This window comes from Burkholderia sp. BCC1638 (assembly GCF_902833195.1).
GTDB lineage: Bacteria > Pseudomonadota > Gammaproteobacteria > Burkholderiales > Burkholderiaceae > Burkholderia > Burkholderia diffusa.
This window is the reverse complement of sequence record NZ_CADFEC010000006.1, coordinates 80,779-96,795: the sequence shown is the minus strand read 5'-3', so window position 1 is coordinate 96,795 and position 16,017 is coordinate 80,779. Positions and strand designations below refer to the sequence as shown.

At 66.0% G+C, this 16,017-nt stretch carries 18 protein-coding genes; 8 read left to right on the top strand and 10 right to left on the bottom strand.

Going from position 1 to position 16,017, the window contains the following annotated elements; all coding sequences use genetic code 11:
• The first annotated feature begins 37 nt into the window (after positions 1–37).
• Positions 38–1,231 carry a tyrosine-type recombinase/integrase gene (locus tag HWX22_RS09085; RefSeq protein WP_059819194.1) on the top strand — a complete coding sequence of 398 codons (1,194 nt, stop codon included), beginning with the start codon at positions 38–40 and terminating at the stop codon, positions 1,229–1,231.
• Positions 1,232–1,252: 21 nt separating this feature from the next.
• On the opposite strand, the gene HWX22_RS09080 is transcribed toward HWX22_RS09085, so the two are convergent.
• From HWX22_RS09080 to HWX22_RS09055, 6 genes are all read right to left on the bottom strand, one after another.
• Positions 1,253–1,471, bottom strand: a complete 219-nt coding sequence (locus tag HWX22_RS09080; RefSeq protein ID WP_059537645.1) for a YXWGXW repeat-containing protein — start codon at positions 1,469–1,471, stop codon at positions 1,253–1,255.
• A 65-nt stretch (positions 1,472–1,536) separates the two neighbouring features.
• Positions 1,537–2,700, bottom strand: coding sequence for a DUF1501 domain-containing protein (locus HWX22_RS09075; RefSeq protein WP_059691360.1), 1,164 nt, complete (start codon positions 2,698–2,700; stop codon positions 1,537–1,539).
• 2 nt (positions 2,701–2,702) lie between these two features.
• Positions 2,703–4,097, bottom strand: a complete 1,395-nt coding sequence (locus HWX22_RS09070) for a DUF1800 domain-containing protein (protein ID WP_175915454.1) — start codon at positions 4,095–4,097, stop codon at positions 2,703–2,705.
• Positions 4,098–4,313: 216 nt separating this feature from the next.
• Positions 4,314–4,841 carry a 2'-5' RNA ligase family protein gene (locus tag HWX22_RS09065; RefSeq protein ID WP_175915453.1) on the bottom strand — a complete coding sequence of 176 codons (528 nt, stop codon included), beginning with the start codon at positions 4,839–4,841 and terminating at the stop codon, positions 4,314–4,316.
• Positions 4,842–4,921: 80 nt separating this feature from the next.
• A complete protein-coding gene (locus HWX22_RS09060) occupies positions 4,922–5,488 on the bottom strand; it encodes a nucleotidyltransferase family protein (RefSeq protein WP_175915452.1) in 567 nt (188 codons plus the stop codon).
• A complete protein-coding gene (locus HWX22_RS09055) occupies positions 5,485–6,225 on the bottom strand; it encodes a class I SAM-dependent methyltransferase (protein WP_175915451.1) in 741 nt (246 codons plus the stop codon). The genes HWX22_RS09060 and HWX22_RS09055 overlap by 4 nt, the downstream gene beginning before the upstream one ends.
• Positions 6,226–6,837: 612 nt before the next feature.
• On the opposite strand from HWX22_RS09055, the gene HWX22_RS09050 reads away from it, so the two are divergent.
• From HWX22_RS09050 to hutG, 7 genes are read left to right on the top strand one after another with little or no spacing between them, the layout of a single operon-like run.
• Positions 6,838–7,587, top strand: coding sequence for an IclR family transcriptional regulator (locus HWX22_RS09050; protein ID WP_175915560.1), 750 nt, complete (start codon positions 6,838–6,840; stop codon positions 7,585–7,587).
• Positions 7,588–7,627: 40 nt separating this feature from the next.
• Positions 7,628–8,401 (top strand): transporter substrate-binding domain-containing protein, encoded by a 774-nt coding sequence (locus tag HWX22_RS09045; protein ID WP_111021424.1) that lies wholly within the window; start codon positions 7,628–7,630, stop codon positions 8,399–8,401.
• A gap of 17 nt (positions 8,402–8,418) precedes the next feature.
• Positions 8,419–9,087 (top strand): amino acid ABC transporter permease, encoded by a 669-nt coding sequence (locus HWX22_RS09040; RefSeq protein WP_111021423.1) that lies wholly within the window; start codon positions 8,419–8,421, stop codon positions 9,085–9,087.
• Positions 9,084–9,848, top strand: coding sequence for an amino acid ABC transporter ATP-binding protein (locus HWX22_RS09035; protein WP_175910050.1), 765 nt, complete (start codon positions 9,084–9,086; stop codon positions 9,846–9,848). The genes HWX22_RS09040 and HWX22_RS09035 overlap by 4 nt, the downstream gene beginning before the upstream one ends.
• Positions 9,845–10,393, top strand: a complete 549-nt coding sequence (locus HWX22_RS09030) for a HutD family protein (RefSeq protein WP_111021421.1) — start codon at positions 9,845–9,847, stop codon at positions 10,391–10,393. Before HWX22_RS09035 ends, HWX22_RS09030 begins: the two co-directional genes overlap by 4 nt.
• Complete coding sequence (locus HWX22_RS09025; protein WP_175910052.1) at positions 10,390–11,790, top strand: formimidoylglutamate deiminase; 1,401 nt, start codon at positions 10,390–10,392, stop codon at positions 11,788–11,790. Before HWX22_RS09030 ends, HWX22_RS09025 begins: the two co-directional genes overlap by 4 nt.
• A gap of 28 nt (positions 11,791–11,818) precedes the next feature.
• The gene (gene hutG, locus HWX22_RS09020) at positions 11,819–12,637 is read left to right on the top strand and encodes an N-formylglutamate deformylase (protein WP_175910054.1); all 819 of its coding nucleotides are present in this window, start codon (positions 11,819–11,821) and stop codon (positions 12,635–12,637) included.
• Positions 12,638–13,177: 540 nt separating this feature from the next.
• On the opposite strand, the gene HWX22_RS09015 is transcribed toward hutG, so the two are convergent.
• The 4 genes from HWX22_RS09015 to HWX22_RS09000 all read right to left on the bottom strand — a co-directional run bounded on the left by HWX22_RS09015 (position 13,178) and on the right by HWX22_RS09000 (position 15,828).
• Positions 13,178–14,023 carry a GNAT family N-acetyltransferase gene (locus tag HWX22_RS09015; RefSeq protein WP_175915450.1) on the bottom strand — a complete coding sequence of 282 codons (846 nt, stop codon included), beginning with the start codon at positions 14,021–14,023 and terminating at the stop codon, positions 13,178–13,180.
• 145 nt (positions 14,024–14,168) lie between these two features.
• On the bottom strand, positions 14,169–14,672 hold the full coding sequence (locus HWX22_RS09010) for a periplasmic heavy metal sensor (RefSeq protein WP_059691241.1): 504 nt from the start codon (positions 14,670–14,672) through the stop codon (positions 14,169–14,171).
• On the bottom strand, positions 14,669–15,088 hold the full coding sequence (locus HWX22_RS09005) for a hypothetical protein (protein ID WP_175915449.1): 420 nt from the start codon (positions 15,086–15,088) through the stop codon (positions 14,669–14,671). The genes HWX22_RS09010 and HWX22_RS09005 overlap by 4 nt, the downstream gene beginning before the upstream one ends.
• The gene (locus HWX22_RS09000; protein WP_175915448.1) at positions 15,085–15,828 is read right to left on the bottom strand and encodes an RNA polymerase sigma factor; all 744 of its coding nucleotides are present in this window, start codon (positions 15,826–15,828) and stop codon (positions 15,085–15,087) included. Before HWX22_RS09000 ends, HWX22_RS09005 begins: the two co-directional genes overlap by 4 nt.
• Positions 15,829–16,017: the final 189 nt, after the last annotated feature.

Sequence of the window (16,017 nt, the reverse complement as noted above, 5' to 3'; positions counted from 1 at the left end):
CCCGCCCGTTCATCGGCGAGCCGCGCCTCCTCTTCGCATGACTTCACCCGTTCCGTCCGGCGTCGCGCTGCGGCCGCAGCCGATCGATACGCTGACCGTGCCGGCCGCGCTCGACGGACGCGCGGGCACCAACCGCTCGACCAGCGCGCATCCGCAGATCGCCGCGACGCATGATCTCGACGCCGTGCGCGCGTGGCTCGCACGCTTCGTCGATACGCCCACCACGTTCCAGAATTACCGCAAGGAAGCCGAACGCCTGCTGCTGTGGGCCGTGATCGCGTGCGGCAAGCCGCTGTCGTCGCTCACGCACGAGGATCTCGTCGGCTACCGGCAGTTCCTGCTCGCGCCCGCGCCCGCCGAACTCTGGTGCGCGAACGGCGGCCGCAAGCATCCGCGCGGCGACCCGCGCTGGCGGCCGTTCTACGGCCCGCTGTCGGCGGCCAGCCAGCGGCAGGCGATGGTGATCCTGAACGTGATGTTCTCGTGGCTCGTGCAGGCCGGCTATCTCGCCGGCAATCCGCTCGCGCTGTCCCGGCAGCGGCAACGACGGCCCGCGCCGCGCGTCACGCGCCATCTCGGGCCGCCGCTGTGGCAGGCGGTCAAGGACGCGATCGCCGCGATGCCGCGCGACGACGCGCGCGCCGCCCTCCATGCGGATCGCGCGCGCTGGGTGTTCACGCTGCTGTATCTCGGCGGGCTGCGCATCACCGAAGCAGCCGACACCACGATGGGACACTTCTTTGCACGGCGCGATGCGAACGGGCGCGACCGCTGGTGGCTCGACGTGACCGGCAAAGGCGGCCGGCAGCGGCTCGTGCCGGCCACCGCCGAGATGATGGCCGAGCTCGCGCGCTACCGGCGCGCGCATGGCCTGCCCGCGCAGCCGGCCGACGGCGAACCCACGCCGCTCGTGCTGCCGGCCAATCGCACGCGCAAGCCGCTCACACGCGCGGCGCTGCACCGGATCGTGAAGCAGGTGTTCCGGTTCGCGGCCGATCGGTTGCGTGCGCAAGGGAATGGAGGCGAGGAACAGGCGCGCGTGCTCGAACAGGCATCCGCGCACTGGCTGCGCCACAGCGCTGGCTCGCACATGGCCGATGGCCGCGTCGACCTGCGGCTCGTGCGCGACAACCTCGGGCACGTGTCGCTGACGACGACGAGCCAGTATCTGCATGCGGACGACGACTGGCGGCACAGCGAAACCGAGGAGAAGCATCGGATCGGTTGGTGAGCGGCGCGCCGTGCGCGCGCTTCAATACACGGCCACCCAATGTCCGGGCACCCACGCCCAGTGGTTGCCGGCCCAGCGGTAATGGCCCTTCGCCCAGCGATAACCGGGCGCGGGCGGCGGCGGCGCCACCTCGACGACCGGCGCGGGCTGCGGCGGCCGCGCCGGTTCCACCACGCATGCGGACATCAGCACGGCACTCATCGTCGCCACCACGGCAAGCGATACGGATCGGATCTTCATCATCGATTCTCCCTGTTGTGTCATATGTCATCGGCTGGCGGATGCGGGCGCGCGCCTGCCGCGCGTCACGCGGTTCCGCGAACGAGGCCCGTCATCGGCCGCGTCGCGCCGCTTTGCGCGAAAAGCGTGGCCGCGGTATGGCCGGGATCGAGCCGCAGGCTTTCGGCGGCCGCGCCCGCGATCAGCGCATCGAGCGACGCGGTCGGCTTCAGGTCGCGCCCTTCGTACAGGTCGCCCGGCCGCAAGCCGGGCCAGTCGGCGATCACGCGCCCGCCCGCGACCGCCCCGCCCGCCAGCATCGCGACCGACGCCTGCCCGTGATCGGTGCCGCCCGTGCCGTTCGCGGCGGCGGTGCGACCGAACTCGGTCGCGACGAGCACCGTGGTCTGCTGCCACACGGGCCCGAGTCCGTCGCGCAACGCGGCGAGCATCGTGTCGAGTGCCTTCAGCTGATTCGCGAGCCGCGCGTTCTGCGCGCTGTGTGTGTCCCAGCCGCCCGTCTCGATCATCGCGATCCGCGGGCCGTCGTCGCGCGCGAGAAACGTCGCCGCAAGCTTGCCGACGCCCGCCGGATCCTGGCGCGCATGCGCATCGCCGGCGAGGCCCCGCGCGGCCATCGCCGACTGCCACAGCGGCCCGAGCTGCGCGTCGGCCTCGTAAAGCGCCGATACGCGCGCGAGCAGGTCGTCCGGCGCGGCCGGCAGACCGGACGCCGCATACGACGCGGCCTGCACGCTGCCGCGCAACGCGAGCGGCACCGTCGGCGCGAACGCGATCGCGCGGTCGCGCGTCGCCGGCAACATCGCGGCGAGCCGGTTCAGCCAGCCGTCCCTCACCTGGTACGGTGCGCGCCCGCCCGTCTCCAGCACGTTCTGGCCGTCGAAATGCGAGCGGTCGCGATACGGCGACGCGATCGCGTGGACGAACAGCGCCTGCTTGTCGCGAAACATCTGCGCGGTCTGCACGAGCGACGGATGGAGCGCGAACGTGCCGTCGATGCGTGTCGCCGCTGCGGCGTCGATCGCCAGTGGGCCGCGCAGCGACGCATACGCCGGTTCCGCATACGGGACGACGATGTTCAGCCCGTCGGCGGCGCCGCGCTGGATCACGAATACGAAGCGCCGGTCGGTTTCGACGTTCGCGAACACGATGCGCGGCGCGACCAGGATCGCGCCCGCACCGGCCGCGGCGACGCTCAGGAAATGTCGACGGGTCAAGGATCGGGCCATGTTCATCTCCGTTGGAAATCGGGCGACACGAGCAGCAGTGCGAGCGACGTGGTCGCGCTTTCGGCACGCGACAGCGCGGTCGCCGTCGGCGCGCTCAGCGAGCCGGCCAGCAGCGTATTGCCGAGCGTGCGCGGGTCGAGCCGGTCGCCCGTGCGTGCAGCCAGCCGCTGCGCGATCTCGACGCGGCGCACCAGCGCGTCGGGCGCGGCCCAGCTCGCGGCAACGTCGTCGTAACCGGCCGGCGACCCGGGCCGCCATACCGGCTGGCCGAGCTGCGCGAGCAGCGGCGCGGCCTTCAGGTCGCCCGTGTCCAGCCAACCGAGCCCGCGCAGCGACGACACGGCCCACTCCCACGGCGTCTTGAACTTGCGATTGACCGGCGACCAGGCGTCGGGCGCATCGACCAGCGCACGATAGACGGTCGGCAAGTCGCCGCCGCTCGTCTCGAATGCGCGGGCGAGCCGGTCGGTGAGCGCGGGCGGCGGATTGTCGGCGACGAAATGACGGGCGAGCTGGAACGCGATATGCCGGCCCGTCGCCGGCGAACGTGTCAGGTCGGCCAGGATCGCGCGTGCCTGCGCTTCGCCCTGCTGGTCATACGTGCGTCCCATCACCGTGCGGGCGCCCGGTTCGTGCAGCTTCGGGCGGAACAGGAAAGCGCCCGGCGCCGCATCGCCGGGCTGCGGCCCGCGTCCGCCCGCGATGCTCCAGCCGGTCAGCGCGCGCGCGAATTCCGTCACGTCCGTTTGGGTGTAGCCGGTCCGTACGCCGAGGGTATGCAGTTCCATGATTTCGCGCGCGAGGTTCTCGTTGAGGCCGCGTCGCGCCGCCGGATTGCGGGCTTCCATACGCAGCGCCGCCGGGCTGTCGGGGCCGACCGAGCGCGCCTGGTCGAGGAACAACTGCATCGCGGGATGCTGCTCGACGGCGACGAGCATGTCCTCGAAGCGGCCGAGCACGTGCGGGCGGATCGCATCGCGCTCGAATGCGCCCGCATATGCGGCCACCTGCCCCTTGTCGACCGACACCGCGAAATGGTTCGCCCAGAAATGCACCAGACGCTCGACGAACGGCGCAGGCGTGACGAGCGCGCCGTTCAGTCGTGCGGCGACCGCGCTGCGATATGCGTCGTACCCGTCGCGGCGGATCGACTGCTCGGTCGCACGCTTGGCCGCGGCGTCGTCGCTCGTCATCGCGTTGCGGGTCGTCGCGAAGCGCGTGGCGAGCGTGACCGCGTCGGGTTCACCCGCCCATGCGGCCGGCTTCGGGTCGTAGCGGTCGAACTGGGCGATCAGCGCGGCCTTCGGGTCGACAGGCGGCGCTTCGTCAGGCCGCGCGCCGAGACCGAAACGGTTCAGCGCGATGGCGACCGGTGAGATGTCGTTCGGATGGTCCATGACGGGGGCTCTCGCGATGCGTACCCGTGTTTAACGGTGGCTGGCGGGAAATCCGTCGCGGGATGAGCGAAATATTTGGCTCTTCGTGGATTTGCGTGGTGGTCGACTGTCGATCCGGAGCGGACAGCCGCCTTTCTACAAAGCAGCCATTCGCTTCAGATCGGCCAGACGCCTGGTCCCATGGAACAGTCCAGACCGGACTGCGATCGATCGTCACTACGCGGAGACATTTGGAAGATCAATCACATGCATCTTCCTCCAGCGACCCGACGAGTTCTCGAGCAGAACGACAGCGCTACAGCACGTTCGAATCGCTTCCCGCGCAGACAGACGATGTTCGAGCTCGACGGCAGCCAAATTTGCTGTCGCAGCTTCGCCGTGTGCGACAGTCAGATGTGGGACGAGGCCATCGTGTGCACCACCATAGGGGCGAAATATGGGGAAGCGTTCAACCAGAGCAGCCGTCAAGGCGACGAACGGTTCTGGCGGATCGGGAGCAAGATAAGTGGTGACCGCAAACCGCTCGACCTTCCTCAACGAAAATTCGAACGGCTGCACGTTACTCAGCGCGCTTTGCGCCTGATGAAGGACATCGGGCGTAATTTCGTCAGGCTGCATGAAGGGAAACAGAACTGTGATATGCGCCGGCACGCCCAAGCCAGAAGTAGCATCAAACCGGCTCCGAAGGTCCGCTACTGTTGACTCGGCTGCGGGAACCTCAACGACGAACGCTGTTGTGAGCATTCGGGAATCCTCTCGCGTGGACTGACCATTTATGGTCGACTTCCGTCGGTAACACGCCCCCTTGACTGCCTGCGGCATCTCTAAACGATGATGGTCACACGAGGCCAGCGGTCCTTGTATCTTTTCTGCTGGATTCGCTGAAGATAGGTATCAATGCTGACACGCGCCGGATTGCGTCGTACCACCATGGAAAAGAGGTCGTCGAGCCCGTATGGCGCGCAGACATCAATTGTCCCGTCACCAAGCAAAGTCAGCCCTACCGCCGTCGTGTACTCCGGCCACGAAGCAATGGCTTGGGCCAGTGAACTGAAGGGGGACACCGGATGCCCAAAGGCACTCTCGAACCAGAGATGAACAGCGGCCTGATTTGTGACCTCCCACGGAATTTCGGGACACTGCGCCGTGAGGCTGCGCTGGATTTCGGCATCGCGATTCGACGACAAATCGGACGGGTCGAAGTAGGCTAAATCGACGTCGGCTAGGCGTGTCGGAGTCACATATCCGTGGAGCGAGTCCCAGACCAAATTTCGAATGGCCCCTGCGCCAATGCACCAGGATTTCAGGCCTATTGCACGTGCCGCCGACAGCGCCGACATACACCAGAATGACTGTCGGGCTATCTCGACTAATCTTTCGTTGAGATTCATCGCGGATCTACATTGCCTAAACGAGCAGGATCGCTGAGATTGTCACCAAATCCGGCCACCTCGTCGACCGATCGATTCTGGCCGCCGACGGACTGGTCTGATCGATCGAAGTTGGTCTCGTCGATCACCTTGGCAAAGGCGAGCCAGCTCCAGGTCACCCCCTTTCGCTGATTTGCGCGTTGGGCAGATTCGGTTTTGATATTCAGCACTGTTCTGAAGTGATGACTCCTTGCCAATCGAATGGTCTCCGTCGCTGAAACAGCAAACATCCGGCGCCCCTCGGGGACAGGGCCGTGGCGCAGAGACATTACTATCACGCCGTCGTCCCGTAGCAAGGAACTGATAGTCGACATCGCCTCACAACGTTCGCGTTCGTCCAGATGCATCCAAACGGCGGAAAGCATGATCAAGCCGAATGTTCTCTGCCGGGAACGGACATGCGTGAGATGCGGCAAACTGTCGTCCACCCATTCGATCCGTGAAGAAGAGTGCAACCCCATTCCTGCACGGCGCAACGCGTCCGCGGGCTCTACTGCCACAACTGTATGTCCCATCGCTGCCAACGCAGCTGCGTCGGTTCCGATGCCAGCGCCCACGTCGAGCACGTCGGTCGGTCGGAGGGGTAGGAGTTGCATAAGCGATTTGTGTTTTATTTCGAATGAGACGTCCTGCCATCGCTCGATGAGCGACTGAGCGTCTTTGTTGTAGCCTTCCGTTCCGCTTACGTTGATGGACATCACCGCCTCCACATGGAGCGATCCCACGCGAATTGCTGGATTGTCGCCAATCTAGCCACAGACGTCCAACCTCCGCTCGTGGCCGGTAGACTCACGTGGAGGCCCGCTTCCGACCCTGAACCGCCGGTCGCTGGATCATGATTTTGGCGTCGGGTAATGAATTACACCGGTCATTCGACCGCAGGGCCGAAACCTAAAAAATCACAGAACGCGATGTCATGATGGCCGCGCCCTGATCAAACGACGCGTCAAACGAGGCCATGTGTCGGAAGAAACCATGGCTGCTTTCGTCCGACCAGTCGACGAGCCATGCGAGTGGCTCAAGCCGGCAGGTCCAAATTCAAAAGAGCTAACTTCAGTGCCTAGCGCCGTGCGATCGAGGCGACGTTGGCGTTGCCGTCTAATCGACGATTGCACTGTAGCGTCTGCTCGCCTGCGTAACGACTGCCACGTTCGCATTGCGGTACTGCTGCGGCTGAACATGGTTTTAGGTATGAGATAGTGTAAACCCTAACTCGATATTCCCACTGAATGGGAATCGCATTTTTGTCCAGCGGGAGCGACGTGGCATTCTGCGTCATCGGAATCGCATCTCTTCGGGCAAGACTCAAGGTGAATCAGGAATCCAGCGTCATCGGCGCCGAGCGCCTGCTGCTCGTACTTACTGCGCTCGCGAGTCACGGTAAAGCCATGTCCGTGAAGGACATGCTCGGCGTGACCGGCCTCGCACAAAGCACGCTCTATCGCCAAATCACGCTGCTGAAGCGCTGGGGTTTCGTGACGGAGGACGCGGGCTGCTATGCCCCCGGTCCCGTGAGCCTGCAGCTCGCACTCGGCTTCGACATCAATTCGATGCTGGTCGAAGCGAGCCGCGACGGCATGGCGGAGCTCTCGCGCGCGACGCAGGAGAGCGTCGGGCTCATCATCGCCGTGAACGATCAGGTGATCTGCCTCGAGATGGTCGAGAGCACGCACTCGCTGCGTTGCTCGTTCGAAAAAGGCCGCGCGGTGCCGTTGCGCGCGGGCGCGTCCGCCAAATCGCTGCTCGCCTTCATGGCGGAGAAAACGCGCAACGAAGCGCTGGAGCGCCAGTTCGCCGGCGACGACGCGGCGCGCGCCGCTCTTGAAACGGAGCTCCAGCGCATTCGCGCGCGCGGTTACGCCGTGAGCGACAGCGAAGTCGATCCCGGCGTCTGGGGCGTGAGTGCGCCCGTGTTCCGGCGCATGTCGCGCGGCACGGGCGCGAGCGCATCGATCACGCTGATGGCCCCGTCCTCGCGCGCGGCGGGCCGCGAACAACAACTCGCCGACTGGACCGTGCGAACGGCCAACAGCATTTCCACCCGACTGCAATCTGCCTGAGCCTCACTCAACCACGACCACGCACTCTGGAGCCCGCACCATGAAACTGAAAACCCTTCTCTCCGCTGCAAGCCTCGGCATGGCGCTGCTGACGGCGATCGCGCCCGGCACGGCATCCGCGCAGGATTCGAACGTGCTCAACGTTGCAACCGATGCGACCTTCCCGCCGATGGAATTCGTCGACAAGGGCCAGCGCACCGGCTTCGACATCGACATCATGAACGCGCTGGCCAAGGCGATGGGTAAGCAGGTCCAGTGGACGGACATCGACTTCAAGGGGCTCATTCCGGGTCTTGTGGCGCGGCGGTTCGACGCGGCGATCTCGGGCATCTACATCACGCCTGAGCGCGCGCAGGTTGTCGACTTCACGCAGCCCTACTTTGCGGGCGGTCTCTCCGCGCTGGTCAAGGCGGACTCGCCGATCAAGACTCTCGCCGATCTCAACGGCAAGAAAGTGACCGTGCAGGTCGGCACGAAGTCGGTAAATTTCCTGCGCGACAACTATCCGCAGGTGCAGCGCGTGGAAGTTGAAAAGAACCAGGAGATGTTCGATCTCGTCGGTATCGGCCGTGCCGACGCCGCCGTCACCGGCAAGCCCGCCGCGTACCAGTTCGTGCGCACGCGTCCCGGTTTCCGCGTGCTGGACAAGGAGCTGACGACTGAAGCGTACGGCATCGCGGTGCGCAAGGACGAACCGCAACTACGCGACAAGATGAACGCCGCGCTCGCGAAGATCAAGGCGGACGGCACCTACGACGCCATCGTGAAGAAGTGGTTCAGCACGGGCGCCAGCACCTCGGCAAACGCGAAGTAACCCGGCGGACCTGACTCATGATACTCGACTTCACGCCGGCATTCGCCGGTTGGGCCGACATCGCGCACGGCGCGCTGGTCACAGTTGAAGTGACCGCCGCCGCGCTTGTGCTCTCGTGCCTGCTCGGCCTCCTGATTGGCATCGGCCGGCTCTATCCACAACGGCGGCTCGTCTACGGCTTTTGCACCGGCTACCTGATCTTCTTCCGCGGCACACCGCTGCTCGTGCAGCTGTTCCTGCTGTTCTTCGGCCTGCCGCAGTTCGACATCCTGCTGCCCGCGTTCGTCTGCGGCATGCTCGGGCTCGGGTTGTATTCGGCGGCCTACGTGTCGGAAATCGTGCGCGGCGCGATCCAGTCCGTGGATCGCGGACAGATGGAAGCGGCGCGCTCCATCGGCATGTCGTCGGGACAGGCCATGCGCGCGATCATTCTGCCGCAGGCCATCGTGCGCATGATTCCCCCGCTCGGCAACGAGTTCATCGCGCTGATCAAGAACTCGGCCCTGGTGTCGCTGCTGACAATTCACGATCTCATGCACGAAGGCCAGAAGATTATCAGCGTGTCCTACCGGTCGCTCGAAGTGTATATCGTGATCGCGCTCGTGTATCTCGTGCTCACGCAAACGACCAACTTCATTCTTCATCGCGCTGAACGTCGGTTACGCGCAGGAGGCATGGTGCAATGAGCAACGCTCAACCTATCGTCAGCATTCGCGAACTCACGAAGTCGTTCGGCGCGCATCGCGTATTGAACGGCATCGACTTCGACATCCAGCCGAGCCAGGTCGTGGTCGTGATCGGACCGAGTGGTTCCGGCAAGAGTACGTTTCTGCGCTGCTGCAACGGGCTGGAGCAGCCCGAGCGCGGCACGATCGATATCTGCGGCCAACGGCTCGTCGATCACGGCACGATGCTCAAGGACCGCCCACTCAACGCGCTGCGCACCGAAGTGGGCATGGTGTTCCAGTCGTTCAACCTGTTCCCGCATCTCTCGGTGCTGCACAACATCACGGTGGGTCCGCGCATGCTGCGCGGCGCCGCGAAAGCCGACGCCGAAGCCGCTGCGCTTGCCCTGCTCAAGAAGGTGGGTCTCGAGCACAAGGCGGATGCGATGCCTGCGAGCCTCTCGGGCGGCCAGAAGCAGCGCGTCGCCATCGCGCGGGCTTTGGCGATGCAGCCGCGCGTCATGCTCTTCGACGAACCGACTTCCGCGCTCGACCCCGAACTCGTGGGCGAAGTGCTGCAGGTGATGAAGCTGCTCGCCTCCGAAGGCATGACCATGCTCGTTGTTACGCACGAGATGGGCTTCGCGAAGGAAGTGGCCGATGTCGTGGTCGTGATGGATGGCGGCGAGATCGTTGAAGCTGGGCCACCCGCGCAGATTTTCTCGACGCCCACGCAACCCCGCACCCGCTCGTTCCTGCAGGCCGTGCTGTCGCGCGCGTGAACTCGACCTTGATACGCGGCGCCGCGCTCGTGGCGTCGCCGTGGAAAAACGGCGGCGGCATCACGCGCGAAGTCGCGTCCTGTGCGCACGCGTGGCGCGTGAGCATTGCCGATATCGATCGCGACGGGCCGTTCTCGCGTTTCGACGGCATCGACCGCCTGTTGATGGTTCTCGACGGCGCAGGGATGACACTCGGTGGCGCAGGCGTCCTGGGTGCGTTTGACGTTGCGCACTTCACCGGCGAAGCGCCGGTGACGGCGCACCTCGCAAACGGCACGGTGCGGGTGTTCAACCTGATGACGTACCGCGGCGCGGCGCGCGCCTCGGTCGACATCGTGCGCGCGCCGGGGCGCCGGACATTCGCCGCGGACACGGCGTTGCTGCTTTGCGCGCAGGGATCGGTCGAGGTGCGGGCCGGGCCGGCGTGCATCGCGCTGACGCCACTCGACACGCTGCGCATCGACCGGGCGAATCCCGTCGAGATCGCCATAGAAGGAGATGGCGTGCTGGTGTGCACGTCGCTGAATACGGAAGCCGACTCTTGAATTTATCCCCGAAATCGCTCTTCGCAGCCCATGCGCTGCTGCCTGACGGCTGGCGCACCAACGTTCTGATCGAGTGGAACGACGCGGGTACGCTCGTCGCCGTTACGCCCGACACAACCACCGCGCCGGCGGATGCCGGGGTCGCAGCGGGGCCGGTCATTCCGGGCATGCCGAACCTGCATTCGCACGCGTTTCAGCGCGGCATGGCCGGCCTCACGGAATACCGCGCCAATCCCACGGACAGCTTCTGGAGCTGGCGCGACCTGATGTACCGCTTCGCCGCACGCATCACGCCCGAGATGCTCGGTGCGATAGCGCGCTGGCTGTATGTCGAGATGCTCAAGGCGGGCTATACGTCCGTCTGTGAGTTCCACTACGTGCACCACGCGCAGGACGGCGGCCGTCACTCGCATCCGGCCGAACTCGCGCAGCGCGTCGTGGATGCCGCGAGCGAGACCGGCATCGGCATGACGATGCTGCCGGTGCTCTATCAGTACAGCGGCTTCGGCGCACAACCGCCGCGCGCCGACCAGCGCCGCTTCATCAACGCGACCGACGCCTTTCTGGAGCTTCTCGGCGCGCTGCGCGCCGCTCGTCCGGAACACGGCGCGCTGCGTTACGGAATCGCGCCGCACTCGCTGCGCGCTGTATCGGAGGATTCATTGCGCGCCGCGCTCGACGGACTCGACGCGATGTCGCCCGGCGCACCGGTGCATATCCACATTGCGGAGCAGACCGCGGAAGTGGATGCCTGCGTCGCGGCGCTCGGCGCACGGCCCGTGCAATGGCTGCTCGAGCGTTTCGACGTCGACGCGCGTTGGTGCCTCGTGCATGCGACGCACGTCGACGAACGCGAAACGCTTGCACTCGCGAAGAGCGGCGCGATAGCGGGCCTGTGCCTCACGACCGAAGCGAATCTCGGCGACGGCCTGTTCCCCGCAAGCGACTACCTCGATGCAGGAGGCGCATTCGGCGTCGGCTCGGATAGCCATATCGGCGTGGACTGGCGCGCGGAACTGCGCCTGCTCGAATATGGCCAGCGGCTCGCGCGGCGTCAGCGCAACGTGCTGGCCTCGCCGCAGGCATCGCATGTCGCCGACCGCCTGTTCCAGGGCGCGCTTGCGGGCGGCGCACGTGCGACCGGCCGCGCGGCCGGCGCCCTCAAGCAGGGCGCGCGAGCGGACTGGATCGTGCTCGATCCTGACCATCCCGATCTCGCGGAGCAGACCGGCGCGACGTGGCTGTCGTCCGCCGTCTTTTGCGAGCACGGCGAAACACCGGTGCGCGACGTCTTCGTCAGCGGCGAGCGCGTGATCCACGAGCGCCGTCATCGCGACGAAGTCAGGCTTTACGCGGACTATCGCCGGGCGTTGGCGCAGCTTCTCGCCGACGCCTGAGCGCAACCGTCAACCGATCCCAGGCACCATGAACGATCTCTTCTCACTCGACCGCGGCGATGCGCCGCTGATGATTTCCATTCCCCATCTGGGCACGCACATCCCGGTTGCGCTGCGCGACCGGTACACCGATATCGCGCTGACCGTCGCTGACACTGACTGGCATCTGGACCGCCTCTACGGATTCGCCCGCGCGCTCGGCGCAACGATTCTAGGTGCGCGTGTGTCACGTTACGTGATCGACCTGAACCGGCCGTCGAACGACGAAAGCCTATATCCGGGGCAGACCACCACGTCGCTGTGCCCGACCGAGACCTTTCGCGGCGAGCCGCTGTATCGCGACGGTTGCGCGCCGGACGCGGCCGAACGCAATCGCCGCGTGGCCACTTACTGGCAGCCGTATCACGACGCCCTGCATGAAGAACTGACGCGCCTGCGCCGCCAGCATCGCAACGTGCTACTGTGGGAAGCGCACTCGATCGCGAGCGTGCTGCCACGGTTATTCGAAGGCAAGCTGCCGGACCTGAACATCGGCACCCAGGATGGCCGCACCGCCGCGCCTTCCGTGCAGGAAGCGGTGCAGCGCGTCGCCGCGGCGAGTCCGTTCACGTGGATTGCGAACGGCCGCTTCAAGGGCGGCTTTATCACACGGCACGCCGGCGCGCCGCATGACGGCGTGCATGCGGTGCAACTGGAGATGTGCCAGTCCACCTACATGAGCGAGAACGCGCCGTTCGACTATCTGCCCGAGGTCGCGAAGAAAGTGGAGCCGGTGGTACGCGGCATGGTGAATGGTGCGCTCGACGCAATCGTCAAGCTGACTCCGAACGCCTCGCGGGCGAAATGAGCGCGATACTTCTTTGCCGCGGGACCTCTTAGAAATACATTCTGAACACCACGAGCGCCCATCCAGCCGAGCAGGCACTCTCTGTCCAATACACGCTCGCAGAACTTCGCCAGCACTCGGAGCAGGCGGGCGTGTTTCGAATGCAGAAGTGAAAGTCCCGCAGCGTCGGAGAGAGTGAAGCGCATTGAAAAGTGCTGCGGCCCCATGACTACGTCGGCTAAGGTCGACAGCTCAGGTCGGCGCTCTGTGCTGAAAGACCGCTTGTTGGCTTGACGAGCCCCCCTGAATGTCTCGCGCCTCAATCGAGTCAGGGTCCCTTTTTGGCCGAACGCCGACGTTCCTCGCCAGCGTCCCCCCGGAAATCCACGAAGAACCAAATATTTCGGCTTCGGCTCGTAGACGCCGAATCTGCCGCGTCTTGCTCCGCAACCACAAACTGCCGAACGGCAGCCGGCTCAAGAACCTCCCAGAACTGGCGTCACGTCGGCGAACGCGTGGGCGCATCCGGCTCCCGGCCCGGTCCGGTCATGCCCGCGACGGTCACCCCAGCTCGAAAGACGTCACCCCGAACACGCGGTCGATCGCAATCGCAGGCGCCTCCTTCGTATACATCCGCGCGGTCTCGAACACGCTCGACATGCCGTGACGTTCTGCCAGCGCGACGGCCGCGGGGTTCGTTTCCGGCACGTCGAGCACGATCACCTCGCCGGGCATGCGCGACGCCAGCGCACGAAACAGCCCCGTCGCGACGTCGGCGTCATCGGCAAAGAGCGGGCCGATCTTGCAGCCCGCATGGCAGCGGCGCACGACCCCGTAACCGACAACACGTCCCGCGTCGATCGTTGCGAGCGCAACGGCATCCGGCTGCGCGATCCAGACGGAGACGAAACGCTCGCGCGCCGCCGGAAAACACTGACGATCGTAGGCGAGCAGCTGCTCGAACGGCACATCGGCCGCTGCCGCCACATGCGCGCACCCGATGCCGCCCACGCGCCCCTGATAGCGGATGTTGCGATACGCGAGCCGGAATCCCGACTTCCGGTAATTCGCCTGCTGGGCAACGACACCGTCCAGGCCGATGTTTCGTTCTCCAAGGTAACGCATGCCGTGCTGCCAGATGCGCATGCCGAAGCCTTTGCCGCGAAACGCCGGTTTCACGATGTAGAGACCGATGAAGCCGAAGTGTTCGTCATAAGCAACCGCCGAAAGGCAAGCGACCGGCTCGCCGCGCCAGATGCCGACGAAGAAACCGGCCGGGTCCGCTTCCCTGAAACAATGCGCGTCGTGCCGGCCGGGATTCCACCCTTCCGCGCCCGCCCATTCGACGGACATGGCCACGTCACCGGCCGACATGGTGCGCACGATAAAGTCTTCGCTTCGATCCATGATTCGTCCTTGCCGCGGCGCTCGAGATTGCCGCCTCGCGTTGCGGTGAGTTCATCGGGAAGGTGCTGCCGATCGGGCCATCATAATCCCGGGACGAGCATCGGCGTAAACGGTCATTCCGTGCCGTCGCCGGACGACGAGCGGCTTACTCGCTTCCCGCCGCCCCCTGCTGCTTCTGCAATCTCGCCGGCAAGCGCCAGTTCCCGCTACGCCGCAACCCGTCGACGAACTTCGCGCGCTCGTCCGGCGTCAGCGTCGCCGCGAAATCGACGACACTGCGCTCGACTTGCCCTCGCAACGCGCTATCGGCCGCTCGCGTCCGTTCGAGCGCCGCATCGATCGCCGGTCGATCAAGCTGCGGCGCGGCCAGCAGATCGAGCACCGTGATCCGCCCGTCACGCCCTTCCCGCGCGAAATCCCGAGCGTCCTTGCGTGCCGCCTTCAGCGCCGCCGCGAACGCCCGCTGACGCGCATCGGACAATCCGTCCGCGGCGAACCGCAACGCCGTGCGCTGTCCGGGCATTCCCGTTCCATGCAGGTCAGGATGCGTCGAGAACCACTGATACGCGCCACCGCCAATCGCGCCGAGCATGAACACGTTCAGCACGACCGACCCGACGAGCACGAATTTCCAGCCGCGTTCGCTCATTCGTCGCCTCCGTCGATGCTCGGGCCGCCGAACGTCGTCGTCAGGTAGCCCGGTTCGTGTTGCGCGATCGGCGCGCTGCCGAGCATCAGCATCGACACGGCCACCGCGCCCGCCAGCGCGCCGGCCAGCCCGACACCCGCGAACGCCGCGCCCGACCACCACACCCGGCCCCGACGCCGCGCACGTCGAGGCGCCGGCGCCGACGCGACGATGCGTTCGACGAGTGCCGGCGCCTGCGGCGCGACCGTGTCCTGCATGAGCCAGGCATCGAGCTCGGCGGCATCGTCGAGCGCCTCCAGCGCGTCACGCGGATGCGCTTGCGCCCACGCTTCGGCCGCCGCGCGTTCGTCTTGCGGCCAGCGCCGCGCATCCGAGCCGTACGCGGCGACGATGGTACTGAATCGTTCGGGTGTCATCGCTTGTCCTCGCTAGGTGGGTCGCCGGCCAGTTGCGCGCGCAGGTTGCGCCTTGCGCGCGCGAGCAGGCTTTCCAGCGCATCGACGGTGATGCCCATCAGGTTGGCCGCTTCAACGTTCGACATGTCCTGATAGTACTGGAGCACGAGCGCTTCCCGCTGCCTCGGCGGCAACGCGGCGAGCGCCTCGCGCACGCGCGCGTCGCGCGAGCGCAACTCCGCGTGCGCGGCCGGCTCGGGTTGCGGGTCGGGCACGTCGGGCACCGCGTCGACCGGCTCCTCGCGCCGCCCGCGCAAACGGTCGTAGCACAGGTTCAGCACGACGCGATGCAGCCACGTGTCGAAGCGCGCTTCGCCATCCCGCCAGCGCGGCGCATGATTCCAGATCCGCAGGAAGGTTTCCTGCGCAACGTCTTCGGCTTCGGTCCGGTCGCCGAGCATGCGCGTCGCGAGCGCGAGCAAGCGCGGCAGTTTGCGTGCGACGAGCACACGCACGGCCGACGCGTCGCGCGCGCCCACCCGCGCGACGAGTTCCGCGTCGGGATCGGCGTCGCTCAACGCAGGCCGCTCCGCGATGCGCGGTGCGAACGCCGCATGCTGCCGGCGGTTGCGCCCGTTGTCCGGCTGAAGCTCATCGTCGTGCTCTCCTTGCAGGCATCGGACCGGCGCATCGGCGACTCGTGATGCGCCACGCCGGGAATCGGCCCGGTCGATTTCATCGAGATCCGGTTCGAACGGCATATCGATCCTGTCGATCGCCCGCCGGCCGGCGCGATCAATATACGACGACCGGCGCGGGCCGGTAATACACCGGACGCGCCGGCACCACGACGCAGCCGGCCAGCACGATGGCCGCGGCTGTCAGGATAAGTATGGTTCGAAAAAGCATGGCTCAGCCGATGAGGTTGTGTGGAAATCCCGCCGCACGGG

Excerpts from the sequence above, each read along its gene's own strand:
- HWX22_RS09085 (WP_059819194.1), top strand. The coding sequence starts at position 38 with ATGACTTCACCCGTTCCGTCCGGCGTCGCGCTGCGGCCGCAGCCGATC.
- HWX22_RS09080 (WP_059537645.1), bottom strand. The coding sequence starts at position 1,471 with ATGAAGATCCGATCCGTATCGCTTGCCGTGGTGGCGACGATGAGTGCC.
- HWX22_RS09075 (WP_059691360.1), bottom strand. The coding sequence starts at position 2,700 with ATGGCCCGATCCTTGACCCGTCGACATTTCCTGAGCGTCGCCGCGGCC.
- HWX22_RS09070 (WP_175915454.1), bottom strand. The coding sequence starts at position 4,097 with ATGGACCATCCGAACGACATCTCACCGGTCGCCATCGCGCTGAACCGT.
- HWX22_RS09065 (WP_175915453.1), bottom strand. The coding sequence starts at position 4,841 with ATGCTCACAACAGCGTTCGTCGTTGAGGTTCCCGCAGCCGAGTCAACA.
- HWX22_RS09060 (WP_175915452.1), bottom strand. The coding sequence starts at position 5,488 with ATGAATCTCAACGAAAGATTAGTCGAGATAGCCCGACAGTCATTCTGG.
- HWX22_RS09055 (WP_175915451.1), bottom strand. The coding sequence starts at position 6,225 with ATGTCCATCAACGTAAGCGGAACGGAAGGCTACAACAAAGACGCTCAG.
- HWX22_RS09045 (WP_111021424.1), top strand. The coding sequence starts at position 7,628 with ATGAAACTGAAAACCCTTCTCTCCGCTGCAAGCCTCGGCATGGCGCTG.
- HWX22_RS09040 (WP_111021423.1), top strand. The coding sequence starts at position 8,419 with ATGATACTCGACTTCACGCCGGCATTCGCCGGTTGGGCCGACATCGCG.
- HWX22_RS09035 (WP_175910050.1), top strand. The coding sequence starts at position 9,084 with ATGAGCAACGCTCAACCTATCGTCAGCATTCGCGAACTCACGAAGTCG.
- hutG (WP_175910054.1), top strand. The coding sequence starts at position 11,819 with ATGAACGATCTCTTCTCACTCGACCGCGGCGATGCGCCGCTGATGATT.
- HWX22_RS09015 (WP_175915450.1), bottom strand. The coding sequence starts at position 14,023 with ATGGATCGAAGCGAAGACTTTATCGTGCGCACCATGTCGGCCGGTGAC.
- HWX22_RS09010 (WP_059691241.1), bottom strand. The coding sequence starts at position 14,672 with ATGAGCGAACGCGGCTGGAAATTCGTGCTCGTCGGGTCGGTCGTGCTG.
- HWX22_RS09005 (WP_175915449.1), bottom strand. The coding sequence starts at position 15,088 with ATGACACCCGAACGATTCAGTACCATCGTCGCCGCGTACGGCTCGGAT.
- HWX22_RS09000 (WP_175915448.1), bottom strand. The coding sequence starts at position 15,828 with ATGCCGTTCGAACCGGATCTCGATGAAATCGACCGGGCCGATTCCCGG.